Source organism: Halomonas sp. I1 (assembly GCF_032334135.1).
GTDB lineage: Bacteria > Pseudomonadota > Gammaproteobacteria > Pseudomonadales > Halomonadaceae > Halomonas.
Map to the genome: position 1 here is coordinate 1 of NZ_JAVXUS010000005.1, position 25,171 is coordinate 25,171.

Annotated in this window: 19 protein-coding genes; 6 read left to right on the forward strand and 13 right to left on the reverse strand. The window is 67.9% G+C overall.

Features of this window, described 5'->3' with window-relative positions; all coding sequences use genetic code 11:
- Positions 1–69: 69 nt before the first annotated feature.
- The 4 genes from recD to RSO41_RS08010 all read right to left on the reverse strand — a co-directional run bounded on the left by recD (position 70) and on the right by RSO41_RS08010 (position 10,914).
- Positions 70–2,286: an exodeoxyribonuclease V subunit alpha gene (recD, locus tag RSO41_RS07995; RefSeq protein WP_315618583.1), complete on the reverse strand. Its 2,217-nt coding sequence runs from the start codon at positions 2,284–2,286 to the stop codon at positions 70–72.
- The gene (recB, locus tag RSO41_RS08000; RefSeq protein WP_315618584.1) at positions 2,283–6,113 is read right to left on the reverse strand and encodes an exodeoxyribonuclease V subunit beta; all 3,831 of its coding nucleotides are present in this window, start codon (positions 6,111–6,113) and stop codon (positions 2,283–2,285) included. The genes recD and recB overlap by 4 nt, the downstream gene beginning before the upstream one ends.
- The gene (gene recC / locus RSO41_RS08005; protein WP_315618585.1) at positions 6,110–9,721 is read right to left on the reverse strand and encodes an exodeoxyribonuclease V subunit gamma; all 3,612 of its coding nucleotides are present in this window, start codon (positions 9,719–9,721) and stop codon (positions 6,110–6,112) included. Before recC ends, recB begins: the two co-directional genes overlap by 4 nt.
- 323 nt (positions 9,722–10,044) lie before the next feature.
- Complete coding sequence (locus RSO41_RS08010; RefSeq protein WP_315618586.1) at positions 10,045–10,914, reverse strand: LysR family transcriptional regulator; 870 nt, start codon at positions 10,912–10,914, stop codon at positions 10,045–10,047.
- A 137-nt stretch (positions 10,915–11,051) separates the two neighbouring features.
- Between RSO41_RS08010 and RSO41_RS08015 the strand changes: the two genes are divergently transcribed.
- Positions 11,052–12,224, forward strand: coding sequence for a multidrug effflux MFS transporter (locus RSO41_RS08015; protein WP_315618587.1), 1,173 nt, complete (start codon positions 11,052–11,054; stop codon positions 12,222–12,224).
- Between the two features lie 72 nt (positions 12,225–12,296).
- On the opposite strand, the gene RSO41_RS08020 is transcribed toward RSO41_RS08015, so the two are convergent.
- A complete protein-coding gene (locus tag RSO41_RS08020; RefSeq protein WP_315618588.1) occupies positions 12,297–12,800 on the reverse strand; it encodes an HPP family protein in 504 nt (167 codons plus the stop codon).
- Positions 12,801–12,895: 95 nt separating this feature from the next.
- Here RSO41_RS08020 and RSO41_RS08025 point away from each other — a divergent pair, with 95 nt between their 5' ends.
- Positions 12,896–13,486 (forward strand): TetR/AcrR family transcriptional regulator, encoded by a 591-nt coding sequence (locus RSO41_RS08025; protein WP_315618589.1) that lies wholly within the window; start codon positions 12,896–12,898, stop codon positions 13,484–13,486.
- A 17-nt stretch (positions 13,487–13,503) separates the two neighbouring features.
- Here RSO41_RS08025 and RSO41_RS08030 read toward each other — a convergent pair whose 3' ends face one another.
- Complete coding sequence (locus RSO41_RS08030; protein WP_315618590.1) at positions 13,504–14,454, reverse strand: LysR substrate-binding domain-containing protein; 951 nt, start codon at positions 14,452–14,454, stop codon at positions 13,504–13,506.
- A 97-nt stretch (positions 14,455–14,551) separates the two neighbouring features.
- Between RSO41_RS08030 and RSO41_RS08035 the strand changes: the two genes are divergently transcribed.
- On the forward strand, positions 14,552–15,484 hold the full coding sequence (locus RSO41_RS08035; protein ID WP_315618591.1) for a DMT family transporter: 933 nt from the start codon (positions 14,552–14,554) through the stop codon (positions 15,482–15,484).
- Between the two features lie 62 nt (positions 15,485–15,546).
- Entirely contained in the window at positions 15,547–15,960 is a 414-nt protein-coding gene (locus tag RSO41_RS08040; protein WP_315618592.1) for a metallophosphoesterase family protein, read from the forward strand.
- 95 nt (positions 15,961–16,055) lie between these two features.
- On the opposite strand, the gene RSO41_RS08045 is transcribed toward RSO41_RS08040, so the two are convergent.
- Both RSO41_RS08045 and RSO41_RS08050 read right to left on the reverse strand, forming a co-directional pair.
- On the reverse strand, positions 16,056–16,445 hold the full coding sequence (locus RSO41_RS08045; RefSeq protein WP_315618593.1) for a carboxymuconolactone decarboxylase family protein: 390 nt from the start codon (positions 16,443–16,445) through the stop codon (positions 16,056–16,058).
- Positions 16,442–17,425 carry an aldo/keto reductase gene (locus RSO41_RS08050; protein WP_315618594.1) on the reverse strand — a complete coding sequence of 328 codons (984 nt, stop codon included), beginning with the start codon at positions 17,423–17,425 and terminating at the stop codon, positions 16,442–16,444. Before RSO41_RS08050 ends, RSO41_RS08045 begins: the two co-directional genes overlap by 4 nt.
- Positions 17,426–17,493: 68 nt before the next feature.
- Between RSO41_RS08050 and RSO41_RS08055 the strand changes: the two genes are divergently transcribed.
- Entirely contained in the window at positions 17,494–18,423 is a 930-nt protein-coding gene (locus RSO41_RS08055; RefSeq protein WP_315618595.1) for a LysR family transcriptional regulator, read from the forward strand.
- 99 nt (positions 18,424–18,522) lie between these two features.
- Here RSO41_RS08055 and RSO41_RS08060 read toward each other — a convergent pair whose 3' ends face one another.
- The 5 genes from RSO41_RS08060 to dctP form a co-directional block, all read right to left on the reverse strand.
- A complete protein-coding gene (locus tag RSO41_RS08060) occupies positions 18,523–20,040 on the reverse strand; it encodes a malonyl-CoA synthase (RefSeq protein WP_315618596.1) in 1,518 nt (505 codons plus the stop codon).
- Positions 20,037–21,392 carry a malonyl-CoA decarboxylase gene (locus RSO41_RS08065; RefSeq protein WP_315618597.1) on the reverse strand — a complete coding sequence of 452 codons (1,356 nt, stop codon included), beginning with the start codon at positions 21,390–21,392 and terminating at the stop codon, positions 20,037–20,039. Before RSO41_RS08065 ends, RSO41_RS08060 begins: the two co-directional genes overlap by 4 nt.
- Positions 21,393–21,405: 13 nt before the next feature.
- Complete coding sequence (locus tag RSO41_RS08070; RefSeq protein ID WP_315618598.1) at positions 21,406–22,740, reverse strand: TRAP transporter large permease; 1,335 nt, start codon at positions 22,738–22,740, stop codon at positions 21,406–21,408.
- Position 22,741: 1 nt separating this feature from the next.
- A complete protein-coding gene (locus tag RSO41_RS08075; protein WP_315618599.1) occupies positions 22,742–23,263 on the reverse strand; it encodes a TRAP transporter small permease in 522 nt (173 codons plus the stop codon).
- A 66-nt stretch (positions 23,264–23,329) separates the two neighbouring features.
- Complete coding sequence (gene dctP, locus RSO41_RS08080) at positions 23,330–24,334, reverse strand: TRAP transporter substrate-binding protein DctP (RefSeq protein WP_315618600.1); 1,005 nt, start codon at positions 24,332–24,334, stop codon at positions 23,330–23,332.
- Positions 24,335–24,481: 147 nt separating this feature from the next.
- Here dctP and RSO41_RS08085 point away from each other — a divergent pair, with 147 nt between their 5' ends.
- Complete coding sequence (locus tag RSO41_RS08085; protein WP_315618601.1) at positions 24,482–25,156, forward strand: GntR family transcriptional regulator; 675 nt, start codon at positions 24,482–24,484, stop codon at positions 25,154–25,156.
- The last annotated feature ends 15 nt before the right edge of the window (positions 25,157–25,171 follow it).

The window sequence follows — 25,171 nt, forward strand, 5'->3', positions numbered from 1 at the left end:
GATGGGGTTGTCGTCGCTCATTCTGTCCTCCTGATGACTGCACTATACCCTGTGCAGCTATGGAGGGGGTCACTTCACCAACCCACTCACCCGCATCACACGCCGCTGCGCCGCGTCCATCAGTTGTCCGCGGCCGGTTTCCACCAGCGTCAGCCAGTGGCGGGCGCGGGTGATGCCGGTGTAGACCAGCTCTCGGGTGAGAATGGGGTTCGGCGCGTCGGGCAGCACCAGGGCGGCGTGGGTGAACTCCGAGCCCTGGGATTTGTGCACGGTCATGGCGAAGACGGTTTCTACGGCTTGCAGACGCGAGGGCAGTACCCACTTGATGCGGTCGGTGCCGTCGCCGGCGGGGAAGGCCACCCGCAGCAGGCGGGGGTTATTATCACTTGTCTCGGGGCCTGGGCGCGGCATATCCAGGGTGATGCCGATATCGCCGTTCATCAGCCCGAGGCCGTAGTCGTTCTTCGTCACCAGCACCGGGCGGCCGGGGTACCAGCGCTGGCGGCCGTCCTGGCTGTCGATCAGCTTTTCCCGCTCCAATGCCTGTCGCACCCGCTCGTTCAGGCCTTCCACGCCCCAGGGGCCGCGGCGCAGCGCGCACAGCAGCTGGAAGTCGCCGTGGGCCGCCAGCACCGCTCGGGCCCAATTATCGAAGTGTTCCTGCTCCGCGTCGTCGGCCGGGCGCCGCTCGGCCATCACGCTCAGGAAGTGGCGATAGCCCACCGGCGGCGCGTCGGCGTTGTGGGCTCCGGGAAAGCGCTCGGGGCAGCCGGTCACCGCCAGGCGGGCCAGGCCGCGCTCGTCGTCGGCGGAAAGCTTGTGGTGCGAGAGGTCCGCGAAGCCGGCGCCCAGCGCGTCACCGATCGCTTTGCACTTGGCGGCGGGCTCGGCCTCCAGGTTGATCGCCGCGGCCAGTTGGCCGATGCCGCTGTCGGCGGTGAAGCGGTGGCTGACGCGCAGCATGGCGATGGCCTGGTCGAGGGGCTGGCCGTCGGCGTCCCGCGTCTCCGCGGGCAGCGGCTGGCCGGTGGCCTCAGCCAGCCACTCGGCGGTGGCCGGGGTGTAGTGGCCGCCCTCGGCCCGGGCGCACAGGTTGCCGAGCACCGAGCCGGCCTCCACCGAGGCGAGCTGGTCCTTGTCGCCGAGCAGCACTAGTCGCGCCCGGGGCGGCAATGCCTCGAGCATCGCGGCCATCATGCCCACGTCCACCATCGAGGCCTCGTCCACTACCAGCACGTCCAGCGGCAGCGGGTGGTGGCGGTCGTGGCGGAAGCGGCGGGTGTCGGGGCGCGAGCCCAGCAATCTATGTAGCGTCGAGACGTCCTTGGGGATCATGTTGCGCAGCCGCTCGGGATCGTCGGCCAGGCCGTCGAGGGCGAGCTTCGCCACCTGGCCGGCGATGGACTCGTTGAGCCGGGCGGCGGCCTTGCCGGTGGGGGCGGCCAGCCGGATGCGTAGGGCGTCTGTGCCTTCACCGAGTGCCTGAGCCTGGAGCAGGGCGAGCAGGCGCACCACGGTGGTGGTCTTGCCGGTGCCGGGGCCGCCGGTGATCACCGCGAAGCGCGAGCGACCGGCCAGGGCGCAGGCGGCCTTCTGCCAGTCGATAGTCGCGGTCTGGGGGGGGCCATCCAGAGCTGCGGTCGCCTTCGGGTTTGGAAAAAGCGCGTCGAGGATCGGGCGCAGGCGGGCCGCGTCCGGGGCGTCGTCGCTATCCGTTCCACCGAGCCGCGCGACGATCCGGCTGTGGATATCCTGCTCGTGCTGCCAGTAGCGGCGCAGGTAGAGCCGGGGGCGTTCGGCGGTGCCGGCGAGCACTAGCGGGGTGCTGCCGGGGCCGTCGGCCACCAGTCCGGGCTCGGCCAGGGCGGCGCGCCAGGCGTCGAGGTCGAGCGCGGCCATCACCCGGCTGGGTAGCGGCGGCGGGTCTTCCAGACTGTCGCCCTCCGGCGGCAGCGAGAGTGCGAGGTCCGGGGTGGCCAGCGTCTGGGCCAGGTCCAGGCAGACGTGGCCGCGGCCGAGCTGGTGGCTGGCCAGTGCCGCCGCCAGCAACAGCAGGGGTGAGGCCTCACTTACCTCGATCTCCATATTCTCCTGGCTTTCCCGGCTCGCCTCGCGATGCAGGAAGGCGGCGAAGGCGCGGTCCAGCGAGCGCAGCCAGCCGCGGTCGACCCAGCGGTCGAGCAGGGCGAACAGTGCACCGGTATCGCTCAGCGCGGTTTCCGGGGCGGCGTCGGTATCGACGGGGTGAGCACCGAAGGGGGCGGCGTTGGATGATGTCGGGGTCATGGGTTGGCCTCCTCGGCGCGGAACAGGGCATCGAGCGCGAGGATCAGCTCGCTCGGCGGGCGCTCGGCGTGCACGCCGCGGGAGGGCGCGCGGGTGCCGCGCAGGAATACGTAGAGCGCCCCGCCCAGGTGGCGCTCAAGGTCGTAGTCCGGTAGCCGGGCCTCGAGCAGCCGGTGCAGGGCCAGCAGGTAGAGGCAGTACTGCACGTCGTAGCGCTTCTCGAGCACGGCCTCGGCCATCGCCGCCTCGGTGTAGGCGGCGTCGTCCGCGCCCAGGTGGTTGGACTTCCAGTCGAGCACGTAGAAGCGCCCCTGGTGCTCCACCACCAGGTCGATGAAGCCCTTGAGCATGCCGTTGAGGGTGTCGGGCTCGAGCGCCGGCCGGGGCCGACCGCCGAGTGTGTGAGCGCTTACGAGGGCGTCCAGTTTGCGTGTGTTGACCTTGTGCGCGGCGAACCAGAATTCCAGCTCGATGCGGTAGTCACTCAGGGCATCGAGGCGCAGCGGCGCGGTCTCGCCATCACCCGCATCCGGCACCGGCAGCGGCGTGGTCAGCAGTTCCGGCAGCCACTGTTCCAGGGCGGCGATCTGGCCCTCCCAGCCGCGGCGGTTGGCGCGCCGGGCCAAGGTGTCGGTGCGCAGCTCGGCGTCCTCCGCCACCCGGGCGAAGCCTTCCTCGCCGGCCCATTCCAGCAGGCCGTGCAGGAAGGTGCCCGCCGAGGGGCCGCGGGGGAAGCGGTGAAGCGAGCCTTCGCTCACCGTGGCGGTGGCGGCATCGAAGGGCTCGTCGATCACCTCCATCGCCGTGGCCTCGTCGGCGGTGGTGGGCTCGGGCGACGGCTCGGCCTCGGTCGTCGATGCAGCCTCGTCATCCGGGGTGGCGCCGGTGCGCAGCGCCGAGTAGCTGGCGATCCACCAGTGCTCGCGGATCGCCCGGGTGGGCGCGCGGGCCTCGCCCAGCGGCGTGTCCTCGCTGGCGAGCTCCACCGGCGTGGCCTCGGCCTCGGGGGCGTCCTGCACCGTGACGCGGCTGGCGTTCTCGTCGGCCAGTGCCTCGAGTGCCGGGCGCAGGTTGTCGGGCGTCAGTGCCTCGCCGCCCTTGATCAGGTGGCCGACGGCGCTGCGTTCCATGGCCTCCAACGGCGCCAGGCCGAGCCAGGTGGCGTGGCGGGCGCGGGTCAGGGCGACGTAGAGCTTGCGCAGGTCCTCGCCCAGGCGCTCGTGGTCGGCGCGGGCGAGTGTCGCCTCGTCGACGTTCAGGCTCAGGCGCAGATGGCCGTCATCGTCGTGCCAGCGCAGCGGCAGGTCGCCGTCCTTCACGGGGCGGAAGGCGGCGATGAAGGGCAGGAACACCAGGGGGTATTCCAGGCCCTTGGACTTGTGGATGGTCACCACCTGCACCAGGTCGGCGTCGCTCTCCAGGCGCAGGCGGTGGGTGTCGGACTGCGCCTGGGGATGCGCGCGAGACTCGGCCAGGAAGCGCAGCAGGGCGTGCTCGCCGTCGATCTCGGCGCTGGCCTCCTGGAGCAGCTCGCCCAGATGAAGCAGGTCGGTGAGTCGTCGCTCGCCCTCCGGCACGGCCAGTAACCGGCCGGGCACGGCGAAGTCGGCCAGCAGCCGGTGCAGCATGGGCAGCACGCCGCGGCGCTGCCATTGGCGGTGGTAGTCGCGGAACTGCATCACCCGCGCTTCCCAGGCCAGCTCGTCCTGCTGGGGGCCGCCATTCAGGGCGTCGAGCTCGGCGAGGCTCAGGCCCAGGCTCGGCGTGGCCAGGGCGGCGCGCAGGCAGCGCTCGTCGTCCGGCGCGGCGCAGGCGGCCAGCCACACCTCCAGCTCGGCGGCGGCCTCGGTCTCGAACACGCCTTCCTTGTCGGAGAGGTAGACGCTGCGGATGCCGCGGGCCAGCAGGGCGGCGCGGATGGCGCGGGCCTCGCCGGCGTTGTTGACCAGCACGGCCAGGTCCGACGGCGCCAGCGGGCGCAGCTCTCCATCTTGTGTGAAACCTGTCTGTCCGGCCTGGCCCTCGCGCAGCAGGGCAGCCATCTCGGTGGCGCAGCGCCCGGCCAGCTCGCTGAGGTAGGCGCCCTTGGGCAGGGTATCGTCGCTGGCCAGGTGCCAGAGGGTCAGCGCAGGCTGGGGTGCGCCGTTTCGCGTGAGGGCATCCTTACGGCCGTTGGCATCCACCGGTGCAAAGGGGACCGGGTTGTCGTTCCCGCGGCGGAACAGGAAAGCGCCGGATTCGCTCCGCTCGGCGTGGGCGAAGACGCGGTTCACGGCCTCGACCATGGGCGCGGCGGAGCGGAAGTTGGTGCCGAGCGTGACGTGGCGCCCGGCGGTGTCGCGCCGGGCCTGGAGGTAGGTGTGGATATCGGCGCCGCGGAAGGCGTAGATCGCCTGCTTGGGATCGCCGATCAGCAAGACTGCGCTATCGTCTCTATTTTCTTCCAGCGCATAGACCCGGTCGAACAGCCGGTACTGTACCGGGTCGGTGTCCTGGAACTCGTCGACCAGTGCCACCGGGAACTGCTCGCGGATGCGCGCGGCCAGTGTCTTGCCGGCCTCGCCCGCGAAGGCGGCGTCCAGCCGGTGCAATAGGTCGTCGGGGCCCAGCTCGGCGCGGCGGCGCTGCACGGTCTCGCGGCGCGCGGCCATCCAGTGCACGGCGTGGGCGAGCAGGTCGGCGAACGGGTCGGGCAGCTCGGCGAGACGCTCCGGCAGCGCTTCCAGGGCCTCCAGCGCTGGCAGATTCGGTACTGGGTCTTCCTTCCAGATCTCGGCGATGCCCTCCGGCGTCAGGCGCTTCCAGGCGTTATCGGTCAACTTCGGCTCGGCAAGCTCTGGGTCATTGGTCCAGTCGCGAAGATCACTGATCCATTTTGCGCGATTTTTGGCATTGAGTTTGCGGGCGTCGAAGGCCTTGCGCGCGTTCGCTTCTTCGAGCAGCGCTTCCAGCTCGTCGAGCCAGGCGGGCCAGGGCGCCTTGAGCTCGGCCAGCGCCGCGGCGCGCTGCTCGCGGTAGTTGGCCAGCGCCTCGGCCGGCGGCGGGGCCGCGGGCAGGGCGCTAGCGTGGGTGCGCAGCCGGGCGGTGGTGTCGTTGAGGGTGTCCGGCGTGGTCCAGTAGCGGGCAATGATCGCCAGCGCCTCGGGGTCGAGGTCGTAGTAGAAGCTGCGCCAGTAGTCCCGGGCGATCTCCAGGTCCATCTCCGACTGGTCCAGCGACATCTCCAGGGCGAACAGGCTGCCGCTGTCGAAGGCGTGCTCGCGCAGCATGCGGTGGCACCAGGCGTGGATGGTGGAGACCGCAGCCTCGTCCATCCATTCGGCGGCCAGTCGCAGCCGCCGGGCGCAGGTCGGCCAGCTCTCGCGGGGGTAGCTATCGCGCAGGGCGATCAGCGGGTCGCTGCTGGGCGTCTCATCGTCCGGTGCTGGCTTATCCACAACCGGTTCGGCGAAGAGATCGCCTGTCAGGGACGGGGCGTGCCCCGGCGCCCCTTCGGGGTTTCCGCCGCCTGTCTCCATCGTGCTGGTGCCTGGTTGAAAGGCCTCGGCGGCCTCCACCAGCCGGGCGCGGATGCGGTCGCGCAGCTCCTGGGTGGCGGCGTTGGTGAAGGTGACCACCAGGATCTCCGGTGGGGTCAGCGGCCGGGGGAAGCTGGCCGCGTCCGCTTCATCGCGGGGGCCGAGCACCAGGCGCAGGTAGAGCAGGGCGATGGTGAAGGTCTTGCCGGTGCCGGCGCTGGCCTCGATCAGCCGGCTGCCGGTGAGCGGTAGCGCTACGGGATCAAGCCGAGGCGTCTCGGCCGCTTGCATGGCTTCCGTCATCGTCATGCCTTGCCTCCCTGGCCCTTGCTGCCTTTCTTTTTATCGCCGCCGCCCTTGGTCTTCACCACATCGTGCAGTGGGGCATAGAGCGCCGCGGTCAATTCGGTGAAGCGTCGGCCGGCGGCCTGGTGGCGCACCAGGCTCTCCAGGTCGCGCCACTGGCGGGCCAGGTAGGGATCGCGGTCGCGCTCGCCGGGGGTGTAGTCGTTGCCCTCGAACACCTGGACGGCGGCCTTCCAGGCCTTGAGATCGGCTTCCTCCGCTTTTGCCTCATCGCCGAAGACGCGGGCCAGGGCGTGTTCGTCGCCTCCCTTCTCGTGCCAGGCGAAGGCGGTGTCGCGGGCCAGCGGCAGCGGTGCGGTCATGCCGGCGCGCCAGGCCTTGGCGATGGCTTCCAGATGGGTGCGGGCGGTGGCCGCGTCCAGCGGCGCCAGGGTGCCGCCGCCGGCGCGGGAGATCAGCTCGGTGGTCATGGGGCCGAGGGCGAGCTGGCCGGCCAGGTGGGCGACCCAGGGGGCCAGCCAGTGCTTCCAGTGGTACTTGCCCTTGTTGATCAGGCTGCTGGTCATCAGCACCAGCCGGCAGCGTTCGCCCGCTTCGTTCTCGCGCAGGCCGTCCAGCCAGTCCTCGATGTAAAGCGGTTCGTCGTTCGTGGCGAGCTCCAGCGACACGGCGGCCGACGTCTCCCAGGCGTGGGGCCAGGCCTCGAGCAGCTCGGCGTAGTCGCCGAGCACCTTGTCCAGCGGCTCGACCAGATGCTCGCGCATCAGCTCGGCGAAGCCGCCCATGGCCAGTCGGCCCTCGCGCTCCAGCCGTTCCAGGGTGTCGTGGACGGCGGGCGTCGGCGATTCGCCCTCGTCCACGGCGAGGCGCCCGGCCTCGATCAACGCCTGCTGGAGCTGCCAGTGGTCCAGGCCGTCCAGGGCGAAGGGCTCGTGGTCGGGGCTCTCCAGCGCCTCGCGCTCGAGATAGACGCCGAGCCGGGTGGTGAAGAAGGCCTTGACCGGGTCCTTGAAGAAACCACTGAGACGCGCCAGGGGGAGGGCGTTATCCAGCGCCATCGGCGGCAGCTCGCCATCCGCGACGCCTTGCGCTGTTGGCAGGTTGGCGTGCACCGCCCGCCATTCATGGGCGTAGGTGAAGAGTGGGCTATCTGTCTCAAAGTACTCGCGGCTAAAGGGCTGCAACGGGTGCTCGGTGGTCAGGGCGTCGACCAGCGCCTGGCCGGCGTCGTTTTCCTCTTCTGTGCCTGCGAGCTTCCAGCCGGCGGCGAGGTGGTCGCGGAGCTGGCCGAGCAGTACCGAGGGCGGCTGGGTGGCATTGTCGTGGATGCTGCGGCCGACCCAACTGATCATCAGGCAGTCGCGGGCCGAGAGCAGCGCCTCGAGGAACAGGTAGCGGTCGTCTTCGCGACGCGAGCGGTCGCCGGGGCGGTAGTCGTGGCCCATCAGGTCGATGTCCAACGGGCGCTGGGTGCGCGGGTAGTCGCCGTCGTTCATGCCCAGCAGGCAGACGTGGCGAAACGGGATGGCGCGCATCGGCATCAGGGTGGCGACGTTCACCGCGCCGGCCAGGAAGCGCTGGGAGAGGTTGGCCTCGTCGAGCTGGCCGAGCCAGTGCTCGCGCACCACCGAGAGCGGTAGGGCCTCGGTCAGGCCGGCGTCCTCGGTGGTCTCCTGCCAGTCCTCGAGCAGCTCCCCCAGGCGATTGAGGGTGGCGAGGTCGGCCTCGTCCTCGGCGGCGAAGCACTCGGCCAGCAGCCCGCGCAGGCGGCGGCACCAGGTCGGCACGTCGGCGGGCTCGCTGAGCGCGCGCCACTGGGCCTCGAGCACGTCGAGCAGGTCCATCAGCGGGCCGGCCAAGGCCGCCTCCAGGCCGCCGATGTCGCCATAGGGCTCGATGTCGTGCCAGGGGCCATCCGCGGTGTCACCGACGGCGTAGCCCAGCATCAGCCGGCGCAGGCCGAAGGCCCAGGTGTTGGCGGTGAGCCCGCCGGGCAGGTCGAGCCGGGCACGCTGCTCGGCGTCGAGCCCCCAGCGGATGCCGGCGCCCTCGATCCAGCGGCGCAGCACCGGTAGCGCCTCGGCGTCCAGGCCGAAGCGACCACGTAGGGCGGGCACCTCCAGCAGGTCGAGCAGGTCGCTCACCGTGAGCCGCGACTCCGGCAGGTGCAGCAGCGCCTCGAGCGCCACCAGCAGCGGCTGGCGGTGGCGGCTGGTCTGGTCGGAGAGCGTGAAGGGGATGTGGCGCGGATCGTCCGGCGGCAGTCGGCCGAACACCGCCTGCACGGCGGCGGCGTAGGTGTCGATGTCCGGCACCATTACCAGCACGTCGCGCGGGCGCAGGGTGGGGTCGGCGTCGAAGGCGGCCAGCAACTGGTCGTGAAGGACCTCCACCTCACGCAGGGCGCTGTGGGCGACGTGGAAGCGCAGGCTGGGGTCGCGAGCCGGGTCCACCGCCGGCCAGGCCTCGCGGGTCTCCTGGGGCGGGCGCAGCTCGAGGATGTCGTCCTGCAATTGCTGCAGCAGCCCCGGGGCCTCGGCCTGCTCCAGCGGCGAATCGAACAGGTCGATGCGCATCGACTCGGCGTCGAACAGCGCCCGGTAGGCGTCCTGGTCATCGAACTCGTCGAGCAGGCGTAGGTAGTCGCGGCCCTGCTTGCCCCAGGCGGCCAGCAGCGGCTGGGCGTGGAGGTGCAGCTGGGTGTCGTCGAGCTCCAGCGGCATGCCGGGGCGCTGGCGCTGGCGCCGGCGGGCGGCCCGCAGCAGGTCCTTGTGCTCGATGATGTCCGCCCAGTAGTGGCGGCAGGGATTGTGCACGCAGAGCAGCACCTGGGTGACCCTGGATACGGCGGCGAGCGCCTCCAGGGTCTGGCGGGGCAGCGAGGAGATGCCGAACACCACCACCCGGCGCGGCAGGCCGGCCGGCCTCGTTTCTGGGGTGAGCTCGCGGCAGGCCTCGAGGAAGCGGGTGTGCACCCAGGCGCGGCTGGTAGCGAGGCCGTCTTCTCCGATGTCGTCGCGCAGGCGCCGCCACAGCGCCGGCTGCCAGCGCTGGTCCTCGGCCAGCGGCTTGGCCTGGCCGCGGGCATCGATCAGCTCGTCGCGGCCATCGGCCCAGGCGGACAGCCAGTCGGCACGATAGACCTGGTACTGGTCGAAGAGGTCGGCCAGGCGCTCGGCGAGCTGGTGGCGCTTGCGCAGGTCATCATCGTCGGCCAGAAAGCGCGCCAGGGGCGCGAAGGTGGCGTCATCCAAGAGTTCCGGCAGCAGGCGCATCAGCCGCCAGATCAGCCGCGGCTTGTCCAGCGGCGAAGCCGGCGGTACGGCCTCGGACCCCAGCACGGCCCGGTAGGCCTGCCACAGATAGCGTGCCGGCAGGGTGACGTCCACCGCCGCGGCGATGCCGGCGCCCGCGGGCGGATCGGCGGCCAGCGCCAGCTTCAGCCACTGGCTGATGCCGTTGCTCTGCACCAGGATGACCTCATCCTCGAGCGGCCCCAGCGGATGATGGCGCAGCCACTCCACCGCCAGGTCGCGCAGCAGATCCTCCAGGCGGTTGCCGTGGATCACCATAAAGCCGGGCGTCAGGGCGGTCTCTGCGGTGGCGAGCATGGCGAATCCTTCGCGGCGGTGAAAGGGGACTTCATGGTGCCGCAAATCGCTGGGGGCATGAAGCCGGCTTCTGCCTAGGCAATGTCTGAAAACTGTCTGCGCTCGGCTATACGGCGTTAAAAATCAGCTCAAAATGCTCATTTACAGCTCGTAAACTCCGCTTTTTCACTGATTTTTGCCTTGTCTATCCTTCGCTCGTCGACTTTTCAGAAAAGCCTAGGGGAGTAGGAGAGTCGTATGGGAGACGCTGATCCCGGCGGCGAGTGGCAGGGTATCAGTCATCGCGGGAACCCCGACGCTCGCGTTATCGGCATGTCGAGGATTCAACCGGCAAAGGCGTCCGAGATCGCCTCCGTGACAACCCGGACCCGTGCGGTGCGCGCCAGATCCTGGTGCAGGACTAGCCAAGCCTCGTACGGTCTGGCCCGATGGTGGTCGGGCCAGACCCTCACCAGATTGTGATCACGCTGGGCGATGTAATCGGGCAGTTCTCCCAACGCCAGGCCGGCGCGTACGAAGGTTGCCAGCATCAAGCTCGAGTCGAGCTCGGCGACCACGCGCCCCTGTTTTCTGGGCTCTCCCGTCAGGGTGTCGTCCTGCCGCCCCGTTACCCCTTCCTGATACAGCGCGATGTCGTGGCCGGCGAAGCCGTCGCCGCGCTGTGGCTCGCCATGCCGTTCCAGATATCCCTTGGTCGCGTACAGCCCTACCTCCCAGCAACCCAGCCGTCGAACGATCAGGTCGGGCTGTTCGGGTCGAAGCGTGCGTACGGCAACATCCGCTTCGCGTCTTGCCAGGTCGAGCAGTCGCGTCGTGGTACTCAGGATGACGCTGATGTCGGGATGCGTCGTGCGTAGGCGTTCGATCGCGGGTACCACGAAGTCCATCGCCAGCGCATCGGTGGTGGTCACGCGAACCTCGCCGGCCATACGGTTGTCGGCACCTTCGCTGCGACGTTCGAAGGAAACGGCCAGTCGCTCCATGCCCTCGGCCTTGGGCAATGCTTGCCGGCCGCTATCGGTGAGCGTCCATCCCCCCGTGGTACGCAGAAACAGCCGGCTGCCCAGCGACCGTTCCAAGCCGGTCAAGCGCCGTCCCACCGTGGTCTGGTCGATGCCCAGACGCTGCGCCGCCCCGCGCAGGGTGCCGGCGCGATGCACCGCCAGGAAAAGTTGCACGTCGTCCCAGTTCATTCGCTTCCCTTGATGCATTTGTGCAGGGATAAGATGCATTTCAATGCATTTTTGCACCATGCTTCTCTTCGTACAATGGCATCCGTTCCCCATGCACATTCGATGAGCGGCCGACATGCCGGCCGCCGGGAGATGCTATGCCGCGCGTATCGTTCATCCTGACCGTCGCCATGCTCAGCGCCTTCGGCCTGATCGCGTCGGACGTTTATCTACCCGCCATGCCCACCATGACGGCTGAATTTGGTGTCGCCGACTGGCAGATGCCGCAGACCGTCTCCTTCTATCTGCTGGCACTGGCGATGGCACAACTGTTCTATGGACCCTTGTCGGACCGCTATGGGCGCAAGTCTCTGCTGCTGACTGGCATCGCGCTTTACATGATCGGTTCGCTGGGGTGTGCCGTCTCGGGGAGCTACGCTGGATTTCTGGCGTGGCGCCTCCTCGAGGCCGTGGGCGCCGCGGCGGGCTTGGTCATTGGGCGTGCCTTGATCGCCGATACTTGCGACAAGCGCACCTCAGCCAAGGTCTATGCGGTGGTCTATCCACTGGTGTCGTTGTCGCCGGCCCTGGCGCCGGCCATCGGCGGACACCTGGCCGCCGTGTTTGGATGGCGGGCTGACTTCCTGTTTGTGGCCGCTTTTGGTGCCGTGGCACTGTTGATAGTGCTGACGCTACTACCGGAAACGCTTCCCAACGCGGCCCGCACCCGGACGTCGCCATTCGCTGGATTCGGCCATGTCGTTCGCGATCGACATTTCCGTCGCTACACACTAGTGGTTTGCGCCATCTACTGCGCCTGGTTCGTCTATCTGACCCAATCGCCCTTTCTGTTCGCACGCCAGGGAGTGAGCGAAGAGCAAAGTGGCTGGCTGTACCTGCCGCTGACGGCCGGCATCATCGGTGCCAATTTGCTGGCCAAGCGGCTGCTCGACCGTTGGCCTTATGATCGCATCGTCGCCGCAGGTATCGCCTGCTTCGTGCTCGGCGGCATGGCCTTCCTGGGCGTGGTGGCTCTGGAGAGGCAAAGTGCGGCGACCGTGGTGCTTCCGATGTGCCTGGTCAGCCTGGCCAATGGTTCGTCATTGTCGCTGGCCGTATCCGGGGCCATCGCCAGTGAACACGGACATGCCGCCACGGCATCGGGTCTGGTCGGATTCTGTCAGATTGGCAGTGCCGCGCTCGTCGCGATGGGGCTGAGTGCAACCTTCGGCACTGGGTTCAACGTGCTCGGAGGGGCCGTGCTGGCACTCGGCCTGCTTGCATTATCCACGTGTCTGCCGTGGTCCGGTCGTCGGGCGAAGCGGGCCTGATCCCCTTTACCTCTGGCAATACAAGCCTGCGAGTTCACCCATATATCCGGATATCGGCCAAGCTGCGCTTTCCTACAACCAGTAGTTCGGCCAGCGACGCTCGCTACCCAGGTTGTTGATCAGCAGGGCGACCAGCACCAGACTCACCGACCCCGCCAGCACCGGCATCAACAGGAAGTCATAGCCGACGGCGCCGGACATCATCACCACCAGCGGATTGGCACCTGCCGGCGGGTGCACCACGCGCAGCGCCTGCATGGCGGCGATGGCCACGCCGACGCCGATCGCCATGGCCAGCGGTCCGGTGCCCAGTAGCTGCATGACGACCAGGCCGACCAGCGCCGAGACCAGATGGCCGCCGATCACGTTACGCGGCTGGGCCAGCGGCGCCCCCGGCGCGGCGAACAGTAGCACGCAGGTGGCGCCGAAGGGGGCCATCAGCAGCGGTACCTCGGTGAGCCGGGTCAGCCAGGCCACCAGGCCGATGCCAGTGATGCCGCCCATCAAGCCGGTGAGGATCTGCAGGGTGTCGGGACGCGCCGGCAGGGTGCCGCCGCCCTTCATCTTGTGGAGCATAGACGTCGCCTCGTCAGAGTTGTGTACAGACAGGTCTGTACAGTAGTAGCATGCATGCATCGATGCAAGACTCCTGATGATGAGGAGGTATGTTCATGGCCAAGCGCGACGACATCCTGGCGACGGCGACCCGACTGTTCGGGGAATACGGCTATCACGCCGTCGGTGTGGACTGGATCCGGGACGAGGCCGGGGTCTCGAAGATGACGCTCTACCACCATTTCCCCGGTAAGGAGGCGCTGGTGGAGGCGGTGCTGGCACAGCGCCACGAGCGCTTCATGGCGTCCCTCAGGGAAACCGTGGCCGCCCGGACGACACCTCGGGAGCGCCTTCGCGCCGTCTTCGACTGGCATGCACGCTGGTTCGCCTCAGAGGACTTCCACGGCTGCATGTTCCTCAAGGCGACCGAGGAATATGCCCGGGAGCCGGCTTCCCTGCTGGCCCTCTCGCGGCGCCACAAGGCTGAGGTGAAGGCATTGGTCGAGGAGATCATCGCTGGGCAGGAAGGCGTGTCCGCACCGCAGCTGGCGCGCCTCGTTCAGGTGACGCTGGACGGCATGATCGTCAACGCCTATCTGTTCGGCCCCGAGACCGTGGACGACGCCTGGGCAGCACTGGCGCCGCTATTGGCGCTGGACACCTGGCCATTGGACCGCGAAGGCGCGGCGGACTGGACACAACCGTGAGCGCTCAAACGGGCGGTTCAGCGGCTCTTGCCGATCGTCGCCTGCTCGAAGGCGGCGGCTTCGTTCAGCAGCCAGTCGATGAAGCGTGCGACGGCGGGCGGGGCTTCGCCGCTCGGAGGCGTCAGCAGGTCGTAGGTCATGGGCGAGGCGAGCACATGGCACTCGCCGAAGGGGCGCACGAGTACGCCGCTTTCCAGTCGGTCCATGGCGACGGTGTGAGTGGCCAGCATGATGCCGCGCCCGGCGATGGCCTGATCCATGGCCAGGCCATATAGCGAGTAACGACGCTGCGGCGGCGCGACTCGATCGGCGATGCCGACGGCTTCGAGCCATGCCTGCCAGCCGGGGAAGGTGGCGCCCTGCGTAGAACACCAGCCGACTTCGAGCAGGGTATGGTGGGCCAGGTCGGCAGGCTCCATCGGGCGGTCATTCCGCTCCAGCAAGGACGGGGCACAGACGGGAAACAGCTCGTCGCCGAACAGGCGGTGATTCGTCACGTCCGGCCAGGGGCCACGGCCGTAGCGGATCGCCAGGCGGGCCCCGTCGCCTTGCCAGGCCGGTATCGTCAATGACTGGGTGGCCTCCAGGGAGATGTCGATGCCGCCCACATTGGCGTCGAAATCCGCCAGCCGCGGCAACAGCCACAGCTGCATGAAGGAAGGCGGGGCGCTGAGCGTCAGCATGGGCGCGCGCCGCGCGCTCTCCTGGGCGGCCATGACCCCGGCGGCGATGCGTTCGAGGCCGCTGTCGATGTCCTTGGCCAGCTGTCGCCCGGCCGCGTTCAACTGCACGCCGTTGGCATGCCGGGCGAAGAGCGATATGCCGAGCCGGTCTTCGAGCTGCTTGATCTGGCGGCTGACCGCACCGGGGGTCACGCCCAGCCGGCTGGCGGCGTGCTTGAAGCTTTCCGTACGCGCCGCCTCGGCAAATGCCCGCAGCGCATTCAGGGGGAGGCGTTCGATCTTCATAGGATGATTTTTCCTGAGCCTTGGCCTCCAGATTAATCGTTTGGCGCCTGCGACCTCAAATGCTCCACTTGGCCTCTATTACGGCCAAGGGGGCGACATGCAAGAGTCCAAGCAGTTGAGCAATGCTATGGCACCGGCCGGCGTCGGCTCGGCACGACGGCACCTGGACATGCAGGCCAGTGCGCTGATGGTGCTGTTCTGCCTGGCGCTGGGGTTTCAGCAGGTGGCCATCAAGATGGTCGCGGCGGATATCGCGCCGCTGGCCCAGATTGCGTTGCGCTCATCCCTGGCGGCGCTGCTGGTGGCGGCGCTGGCCTATCGGCAAGGCATTCGAGTCGGCGATCTTCGCGCCCATCTCGGCCCGGGCATCCTGGTGGGGCTGGGGTTTGCCGCGGAGTTCGTGTTCGTGGCCTGGGGGTTGAACTACACGCTGGCCTCGCACATGTCGGTGTTTCTCTATACGGCGCCGGTGTTCGCGGCCCTGGGCCTGCACCTGCTGGTGCCGGGGGAGCAACTGACGCGTCGCCAGTGGATGGGCGTCGGGCTGGCCTTCGCCGGCATGGTGCTCGCCATGGCCCCCGCGACCGATATCGACAATGCCGGCGACATCCTGCGGGGCGATATTCTGGGGCTGCTGGCCGGTCTCGCCTGGGCCGCCACGACCCTGGTGATACGCCGCTCCTCGCTGTCCGACGTGCCCCCGGTCCAGACGCTGTTCTATCAGCTCGCTTTCACCGGCCTGCTGTTGCTGCCCGTGACCGCGTGGCTCGGCGACCTCGGCCGCATCCAGGCGACCGGTGCGGTGGTCGCCAGCCTGTCCTTCCAGACGCTGGTCATCTCGCTGGCCGCGCTGCTGCTGTGGTTCTCGCTGCTGCGGCGCTATTTCGCCTCGCAGCTGGGGATCTTCTCGTTTCTGTCGCCGATGTTCGGCTTGCTGTTCGGCGCGCTGCTGCTCGGCGAGCCCCTGACGATCAACTTCCTCGCGGGCGGGGCGGCCTTGCTTATCGGCCTGCTGGTGGTGACGCGCTAGCGGCCTGGCCCTCTCGATCCTTGGGCGTCACCATGGGGATGTTTGCCTTACGGGAGTCGCGCATGAACACCGCGCTTTTCGAGCTCGATGCCCCGATCGGCGTGATCGCCGACACCCATGGCACGCTGCGCGACGAGGCGCTGGCGATGCTCGAGGGCTGCGGGCTGATCCTGCACCTCGGCGACGTGGGCAGCCGGGACCGGGACGAGGCGATCCTCGAGCGGCTGGGCGAGCTGGCACCGGTCTACACCGTGCGCGGTAATGTCGATACCGCCGAGTGGGCCGAGCGCCTGCCCTGGCATCAGGACCTCGCGGTCAACGGCTGGCAGTTGCACCTGGTGCACGATATCGCCGACTTCGATGGCGCCACTGCCTGCGATGCCGTGCTGCACGGCCACTCCCACAAGGCACGCAACGAGTGGCGCGACGGCCGGCTGCTGTTCAATCCCGGCGGCGCCGCTTCACGCTACCACTGACCCTGGGCAAGCTGTGGGCCGACGAGACTGCCCTGCGCGGCGCCATCCTGCATCTGCCGGTGTAGGGCACGAAACGCCGGTATCACGCCCCGCTGTCAGCGAGCATCCTGTGCCCGAAAGGCCGCCTTGGCGGCGCTCATGGCGTTCATCGCCGCGGGGATGCCGGCATACACCGCCACCTGCAAGACGATCTCGACGATTTCCTCGCGCGTCACGCCGGTGTTGAGCGCCGCGCGCAGGTGGAACTCCAGCTGGCCCTGAGCCGTGCCCATGGCGCCGAGCATCGCCACCGTCAGCATCTCGCGGGTCCTGAGGTCGATGCCGTCGCGAGAGATGACGTCGGAGAAGGCGAAGCCGAGCAGGATCTCGACGGCGTCGGCGTGGAAGTCGTCGAGGTTGCGCGCGACCTTGGCTGGCGCTTCGGGTTCCAGGCGCGCCAGCAGGGCCAGGGCTTCATTGCGCCGACTCGGATGAACATCGCTCATGCGTTGACTCCCTTCATGCCCTCGGCGGTATAGCGCTCGCCGGTCACCGGGAGTCGCGCGGTGATCGTTTCCAGCCGCTGTCGTTCCTCGGTGGTCAGGGTGAGGCTGGCCGCCGCGGCGTTCTCCTCGAGATAGCGCAGCCGCTTGGTGCCTGGAATCGGCACGATGTCGGGGCCCTTGGCGAGCAGCCAGGCCAGCGACAGCTGGGCCGGCGTGCAGCCCTTCTCGGCCGCCAGTTCGGCGATGGTCTCGGCAATCCGCCGGTTGGCGGCCATCGCTTCCGGGGCGAAGCGTGGCAGGTTGGGGCGAAAATCCCCTTCCTCGAAGGCCGTTGCGTCCTGGTAGCGCCCGGTGAGGAAGCCGCGGCCCAGCGGCGAGTAGGGCACGAAGCCGATGCCGAGCTCCCGGCAGGTGGGCAGTACGGCGTCTTCCACATCACGCGTCCATAGCGAATACTCGGTCTGCACGGCGCTGATCGGGTGCACGGCGTGGGCCCGACGCAGGGTCTCGGCGCTGACCTCGCACAGGCCGATACGGGCGATCTTGCCTTCCTCGACGAGCCGCGCCAGCCCGTCGATGGTGTCCTCGATCGGTCGCTCGGGGTCGATGCGATGCACGTAGTAGAGGTCGATCCGCTCGACGCCGAGCCGGCGCAGCGAGGCCTCGCAGGCCTCGCGGGCATAGCGGGCGCTGTTGTCCAGGCGGCGCTGGTACTCGCCGGGGCGGCGCACGATGCCGAACTTGGTGGCGACCTTCACTTCTGCCCGCTGGCGGGACAGGAAATCGCCGATCAGGGTCTCGTTGTGGTGGGAGCCGTACATGTCGGCGGTGTCGAAGAAGTCCACGCCGAGTTCGACTGCCCTGGCCAACACGCGCCGGGATTCGTCATCATTGCGCGGACCGTAGAATTCGCTCATGCCCATGCAGCCGAGGCCGATGGCCGATACCGTCAGGTCCTGTCCGAGGGTGCGTCGTTGCATGCTGGAATCTCCTGTCGTGATGCGAAACGTATCGGCAGGCAGCGTCACACACACCAGGAACGAGCAACATGAACGAGTCTGGAAAGCGGATTGCCGGGAATGAAAAGCCGGCCTCGCGGCGGGTCAACTGGAACGATGCCCAGGCCTTCCTGGCCGTGGCGCGCCACGGCACCCTGAGCGGGGCGGCCGGCTCGCTCGGCGTGGGCATCGCGACCCTGGGTCGACGCATCGAGCGGCTGGAGGCCGCGATGCGGATTCCACTCTTCGTGCGCCTCCAGTCGGGTTATTCGCTGACCGCGGAGGGGCATGCCCTGGTGGCCAGGGCCGAGGCACTGGAGGCCGCCGCCCATGCCTTCGCCTCGGGCGTCGAGGCGGACGAGGCGTTGAGCGGGCGAGTCCGGCTGGCCACGGCCGAGAACCTGGCGACCCGTCTGATCCTGCCGGCCCTGCCGGCGTTTCGCGAGCGTCATCCGGGGATCGCCATCGACCTGGTCACGGACATCGCGACCGCCAACCTGCAGCGCCGGGACGCCGACCTGGCGATCCGCATGGTCAAGCCCGAGCGGGGCAATGTCTCGCTGCGGCGGCTGGGCACCCTGGGCTACGGGCTCTATGCCGGCGCCGACTATCTGGCGCGGCGTTGGGCCGACGACTATCGCGACGATGCCTTTATCACCTGGGGGGAGCGGCAGGCGCATCTGCCGGCCTCCCGCTGGGTGGAAGGTATTCTCGATGGCCGGGAGCCCGCCCTGACCACCACCTCGCTCGACGCCCAGGTGGCGGCGGCTTCGGCGGGGCTCGGGCTGGCGGTGCTGCCGCACCTGCTGGCGCGGGGGACCGACCTGGTCTGCCTCGAGGCGGATATCGGCGTCGCCCAGGCGATCTACTTGGTCATCCAGACCGACCTGTCGAGGGCGCCGCGCGTCCGGGCGCTGGCCGATTTCCTCGCCGAGCTGATCATCGAGCACCGCGCATGGCTGGAGGCGCCCGAGGCTTGAGGCCGAGGGAGTCGACAGCACGGACAGACGGGGCGTGAAGGGGCTCTCTCAACGGCGACGACACCGCCATCGCGGTGCCGTCGCCGTCATGGGACCGGTTCAGCGGTAGGTGGCGTCGAAGCGCTGGCGCAGCTCGTTCTTCTGCACCTTGCCCATGGTGTTGCGGGGAAGGGCGTCGACGAAGAAGACGCGCTTGGGCTGCTTGAACCTGGCCAGGCGGCCCTGGAGGTGCTCGAGCACGCTCGCTTCATCGAGGCTGGCGCCCGGTTCGCAGACTACCGCCGCCGTGACGCCTTCGCCGAAGTCCGGGTGGGGCAGGCCGATCACCGCCGATTCCCGTACTCCCTCGAGCTCGTCGATCACTTGCTCGACTTCCTTGGGATAGACGTTGTAGCCGCCGGAGATCACCAGGTCCTTGTCCCGGCCGACGATCTGCACATAGCCTCGTTCGTCGATCATGGCCAGGTCGCCGGTGATGAAGAAGCCATCCTCCAGCAGTTCCTCGCGGGTCTTCTCGGGCATCCGCCAGTAACCGATGAAGACGTTGGGGCCGCGTATCTGGAGCATGCCGATCTCACCTGCGGGGACGTCCTCGCCGGTCTCGCGGTCGGTGATGCGGATCTCCACGCCGGGCAACGGGTGCCCCACGGTGCCGGCGCGGCGTTCCCCGTCGTAGGGGTTGGAAAGGTTCATGTTGGTTTCGGTCATGCCGTAGCGCTCGAGGATGGCGTGACCGGTCCTGGCCTCGAAGGCCTCGTGGGTCTCGGCGGTGAGCGGCGCCGAGCCGGAGACGAAAAGGCGCATGTCGGCGGTGACGTCCGGGGTGAGGCGCTCGTCGGCCACCAGCCGGGTGTAGAAGGTCGGCACGCCCATCATCACCGTGCCGCGGGGCAATTCCTCGAAGATCACGTCGGCGTCGAACTTCGGCAGGAAGAGCATGCTGGAGCCGGCCATCAGGGTGACGTTGCAGGCCACGAACAGGCCGTGGGTATGGAAGATCGGCAGGGCATGGATCAGCCGGTCCTGCGCGTCGAAGTGCCAGGCATCCACGAGGGTCTCGGCGTTGGATGCGAGGTTGCGGTGGGTCAGCATGGCGCCCTTGGAACGCCCGGTGGTACCGGAGGTGTAGAGAATGGCGGCCAGGTCGTCGGCCTCTCGTGGCGTCACCTCGTCACGCGGTGTGGCGTTCGCAGCCTCGTCCAGCAGGCTGCCGTCGGCATCGGCTCCCAAGGTGACCACTGCGGGGCAGCCGGTCTCGGCGGCGATGGCGCTGGCCGTCTCGTGGACCTGGGGGCGGCAGACGAACAGGGCGGGTTCGGCGTCGGCGAGGAAGTAGCGGATCTCGTCGCCGGTATAGCCGGTGTTGAGGGGCAGATAGACACCGCCTACACGCAGGCACGCCAGATAGAGCAGGATGACCTCGGGACTCTTGTCGACCTGGACGGCGACCCGGTCGCCGGGCGACACGCCCAGCGCGCTCAGGGCGCCGGCCAGGCGTGCGCTTTCGGCAAGGGTGTCGGCGTAGGAGTAGCGTCGCCCCTCGCGGGTGGTGATGAAGTCGGCATCGCCGCGCTCCTGCATGCGGCTGGCGAATGTCTCGAAGAGGTTGTGGCTCATCTCGGCTCTCCCTTGGCCTGCTGTTTCCTGGCCTTGCGGGCGAGGTCGCGAACCTCGCTCGAGCAGGCCACGGTGGCGTTGGCGGTGTAGTTCTCGTGGTTGCGTTCGATGTCGTTGAGGACGTAGAGGTAATTGACCATCAGGCCGGCGGCCTGCTCGAGTCCCTTGGCGGAGACGTCGCCGAGCCAGTTGATGCGGTGGAGTTCGGCGCCGTTGCCGAGATGGAAACGAGCCACCGGATTGAGCGGCAGGCCCCGGTCGTTTTTCTCCTGCGCCAGGTAACGGGCCGCCATCGGCCGAACGACGGCCTTCAGGGCCTCGGCGCGCTCGGGGTCCCGATGCCAGCCCGGCTCGTCCATGGCATCGAGCGCCTCGCGCTGTGCCTCGGAGGTACTGTCATCGTCGCGTTGCGCTTCCAGCCATCGGGCGAAGCCCGGTACCGGCGAGAGGGTGACGAAGTGCTTGAGCTGGGGCAGCTCCTGCTTGAGCTCCTGTACCACCTGCTTGATCAGGAAGTTGCCGAAGGAAATGCCGCGCAGGCCGGTCTGGCAGTTGCTGATGCCGAAGAAGGCGGCGGTGTCGGCATCCTCGGGGCTCTCCACCTCGCTGTCTTCCCCTGCCAGGATCGGCTGGATGTGGTCCGGCAGGCCCTTGCACAGTGCCACTTCGACGAAGATCAGCGGTTCGTCGCCGATGGCGGGGTGGAAGAAGGCGAAGCAGCGTCGGTCGCGGGTATCGAGACGACGACGGAGGTCGTTCCAGTCATGGATTTCGTGCACCGCCTCGTAGTGAATGATGCGCTCGAGCAGCGAGGCCGGTGTATTCCAGTCGATGCGCTTGAGCATCAGGAAGCCGCGATTGAACCAGGAAGCGAAGAGGTGGGCGAAGTCGGCGTCGATGCCCGCCAGCTCGGGATGTTCTCGGCGCAGGGCGAGCAGGTCCTCGCGCATGCGGACCAGTTGGTAGGTGCCATCGCTGGCCAGGTTGAGCCGCCGGAACAGTTCCTGGCGCCGCGGTTCGCAGGCCGCGAACAGGGTGTTCAGGGTGGCGTTGTCGCGCGTCTCGCGATAGGTGGCGTAGGCCTGATCGATGCGCGTCGGGTCGGCGGCGAACTCCTCGGCGAGCCGGGCGAAGAAAAGTCGACGCTGGGTGCCATCCAGCCGTTCGTACATGGCCAGGGCGCGGCTGGCCAGGGCGATGCTCGAGGCCTCGCCATCGCTTTCCAGCAGGGCGCGGCAGGCGCCCACCAGATCGGCGTGGTCGGGGGTGGTGTTGTACCCGTGGCGCCGGCGCAGTAGCGCGTCGCGCTGGGTGATGTTGTTGAACATCTCCTGCAGGAAGGTCATGTTCATGACGTCGACTCCTTCAGCCCATGATCAGGTCGGGTAGCCACAGGGCAAGGCCCGGGAAGAAACACAGCAGGACGATCGCCAGCACCATGCACAGGGCGTAGGGCAGGCTGCCCATGAGGATATTGCGCAGCGAAATGTCTGGCGCGATGCCCTTGATGATGAAGAGGTTGAGGCCGACCGGCGGCGTGATCAGGCCGATCTCCAGGTTGATGGTCAGCACCACGGCGAACCAGTAAGGGTCGAAGTTGGCGGCCAGGATGATCGGTAGCAGGATCGGCGCGGTCATCACGATCACCGCCACCGGCGGCAGGAAGAAGCCGGCTACCAGCAGGAAGACATTGATGACGCCCATCAAGACCCAGCGATTGACCTCCAGGTCGGCGATGGCGCCGGCCACGGTCTGGGTGATGAACAACGAGGACAGCGCGTAGGCGAAGATCTCGGCACAGGCGATCACCAGCATGATCATCACGCTTTCGCGCAGGGAGTCGCGCATGATCAGCTTGATGGGGCCGATCTGCCACATGCGGTAGATGAGAATGGCCAGAGCCAGGCACAGGAAGGCGCCGACGCCGGCTGCCTCGGAGGGTGTCGCGACCCCGCCGTAGAGCGCGAACAGGATGCCCGCCACCACGGCCAGGAAGGGCAGAACCCGGATCAATGCCTTGATGTTGGTGTCGGCGTTGGCCTTGACGGTCGCCTTCAGCTTGTCGGCGCCCTGGGCCATCGGGTTGGCGTAGCCGCCGGCCAGCTTGCAGGCGATGATCGTCCAGGCCATGAACAGGCCCGCCAGCATGAAGCCCGGCACGATGCCGGCAATGAACAGCCGGCCGATGGAAGTCTCGCTGGCGATACCGTAGATGATCATGGTCACCGAGGGTGGAATCAGGATGCCCAGGGTACCCCCGGCGGCGATGCAGCCGGCGGCGACGCCGTCCGGGTAGCCGCGAGCGCGCATTTCGGGGATGCCCATCTTGCCGATGGCCGCACAGGTTGCCGGTGACGAGCCGGAGAGGGCGGCGAAGATCGAGCAGGCCCCGATATTGGAAACCGCCAGGCCCGCCGGCAGCCGGCCCATCCACAGGTCAAGCGAGCGATACAGATCGCGGCCGGTGGGCGAGGAGGCCACGGCCGCCCCCATCATGATGAACATGGGAATGGCCACGAAGCCGAAAACCGCGATGCTGTGATAGAAGGTTTCGCCGAAGTAGGTAAGCTCGGGCAGGCCGCGATCGTAGAGTAGCGCGAGCAGCGAGACGCCGCCCAGGGCGAAGGCGATGGGGGTGCCGATGGCCATCAAGGCGATGAGCGCGACGGCGACGATGATGCCAAGCGTCACTGGATCCATGTCAGGCCTCCCCACGCAGCAGTTCGGCGATGTACTGCAGAGTCAGCAGGCTGGTCCCTACGGCCGCCGGTACCAGGGCCGGCCAGAGGGGGGGATTCCATACCGTGCCGGTGGTCCACTGGCCATGCCAGGCCTCTGCCAGATAGATCCAGGAGCCGTAGCTCAGGGCCGCGCAGAAGCCCAGGCCGAACAGCGAAGCCACCCATTGCATGATCCTGCGGGTCACGCCGCCGACTAGGTCGGGCAGCAGGGTGATGGCGACGTGGCCGCCGGTCATCAGTACATAGGCGCTGCCCATCAGCATGGCGGCGGTGACGGAGAAGACGGTGAACTCCGTCTGCCAACTGGTACTCATGCCCAGCAAGTAGCGCACGAAGACCATGTGGCAGACCGATAACACGCCGGCGATGAACATCGCGGCGGCCAGGTAGGCCGCGTAGCGGGAGACGCTGTCCATCAGGCGAATGTAGAGATCGATGGGGGGCAGGCGTCTGGCGAAGGATGAAGAGTTGGCCATGGCCATGTCGTCCTCCCGGAGTCAGGGACACCGGCGCTGTCGAGCCGGTGTCGGTGGCGGAGAAGAACCGGATCAATCGACGGCCAGGGCGGCGTCGATGAGGGCCTGCCCATCGGGAACATTCTCGGCGAAGTTCTGGTAGGCGCTCTGCTTGGCGACCTCCAGCCAGGCGTTGTAATCCTCTTCGCTCATGCTGACGACCTCGACGCCATTCTCTTCGAAGACATCGACCATCTGCTGATCCAGGCCGGCCGCTTTTTCGGCGAAGAATTCCTCGGCGGCCTGGCCGGCTTCCGTCAGTGCCTGTTGCTGCGACTCGTCGAGCTCCTGCCAGCTCTGCTCGGAGATCAGGATTGGCTCGTACATGAACCACAGGGCGTGCTCGCCGGGTTCGGTCAGACACTCGACCTGCTCGTAGATGCGGTAGGAGACGAAGGACATCGACGAGGTGTTGGCGGCATCCAGCACGCCGGTCTGCATGGCGGTGTAGATATCCGAGGAGGGCATGGACGTGATCGATGCCCCCGCGGCTTCGAGCATCTGCTCGAAGGCCGGGCCGGCGGCACGGAAGTTCTGGCCGTCGACGGTATCCGGCGAGGTGATGCAACGATCGCTGGAGGCGAAACCGCCGGCCAGCCAGGCATCGGCCAGCACTCGGGCGCCGCCTTCCTGGATGACGTCCTTGATCATGCCCATGAACTCGGAGTCGTTCAGACGTTGGGCATGCTCGTGGTTGCGCACCAGGCCGGGCATCAGGGTGGCGGAGAACTCCGGGTGGCGGCCGCTGGCGTAGTCGAGCGGCAGCGCGGTGATGTCGAGCCGGCCGCGGGTCAGGGCGGACCACTGTTCGCGTGCCTTGAACAGCGATTGCCCGGGATAGACCTCGACCTCCAGGCCCACATCGGCGTCGGCGACCTTCTCGGCCATCAACTGGACCATCTCGTCGCGCACGTCGCCTTGTCCCCCGGGAAACTGGTGGGAGGCGCGAAGTACCGTCTGGGCGGACACGGAGGAACTGGCGGCGAGGGTGGCGAGGGCCAGGCCGGCCACCAGGGGAGGCATGTATGAACGTTTCATGGCGTCTCTCCATCGAGATTGTTCTTGTATGAAGTGTGTATCAGCTACGCTGATGTATACTTCAATAGACGTATTGAAATACCAGTGTCAAATTTAGGACATTAGACCAAGGGGTGAGGCAAGCGCGTGACGGGAGGAGCCCAGGCCATGAAACGGTCGAATACGCAGCGACTTCGCGATGCACTGGAAGACGACATCATCAATGGACGGCGCGCCCCGGGGGAGCGCCTGGACCCGGAGGCCTTGGGTCGCGAGTTCGAGGTCTCGAGAACGCCGGTTCGCGAGGCGATCCAGCAATTGGTGGCCAGCGGACTGGTCACGGTCTCACCGAAGAAGGGAACCTTCGTGGCCAAGGTGGGCATCGATCAATTGATCGAGATGTTCGAGGTCATGGCCGAGCTGGAGGGCATGTGCGGTCGACTGGCCGCGCGGCGGATCAGCGACGAGGAATTGACGACACTGCGCGAGGCCCTGGCGCGATGCGAGGCGGCGGCCCGAGCGGGCGATCCCGACGAGTACTATTACGAGAACGCGGCCTTTCACGACTGCATCTATCGGGCCAGCCACAACGGCTTCCTGGACAGCGAGGCGCGCCAGTTGAAGCAACGGCTCAAGCCCTATCGGCGCCTGCAGCTGCAGGTGCGCCAGCGCATGGGCAGCTCGCTGGACGAACATCGCGAGATCGTCGATGCCATCGAAGCGGGGGATGCCGAGCGGGCCGAGCACGCGCTACGCGATCACGTGCTCATCCAGGGGGAACGGTTCAGCGATTTCGTCGCCAGCGTGCGCCGGCTCGGCGCTCTTCGGGAAGAAACCGTCTGAGGGAAGCCAGTGCCT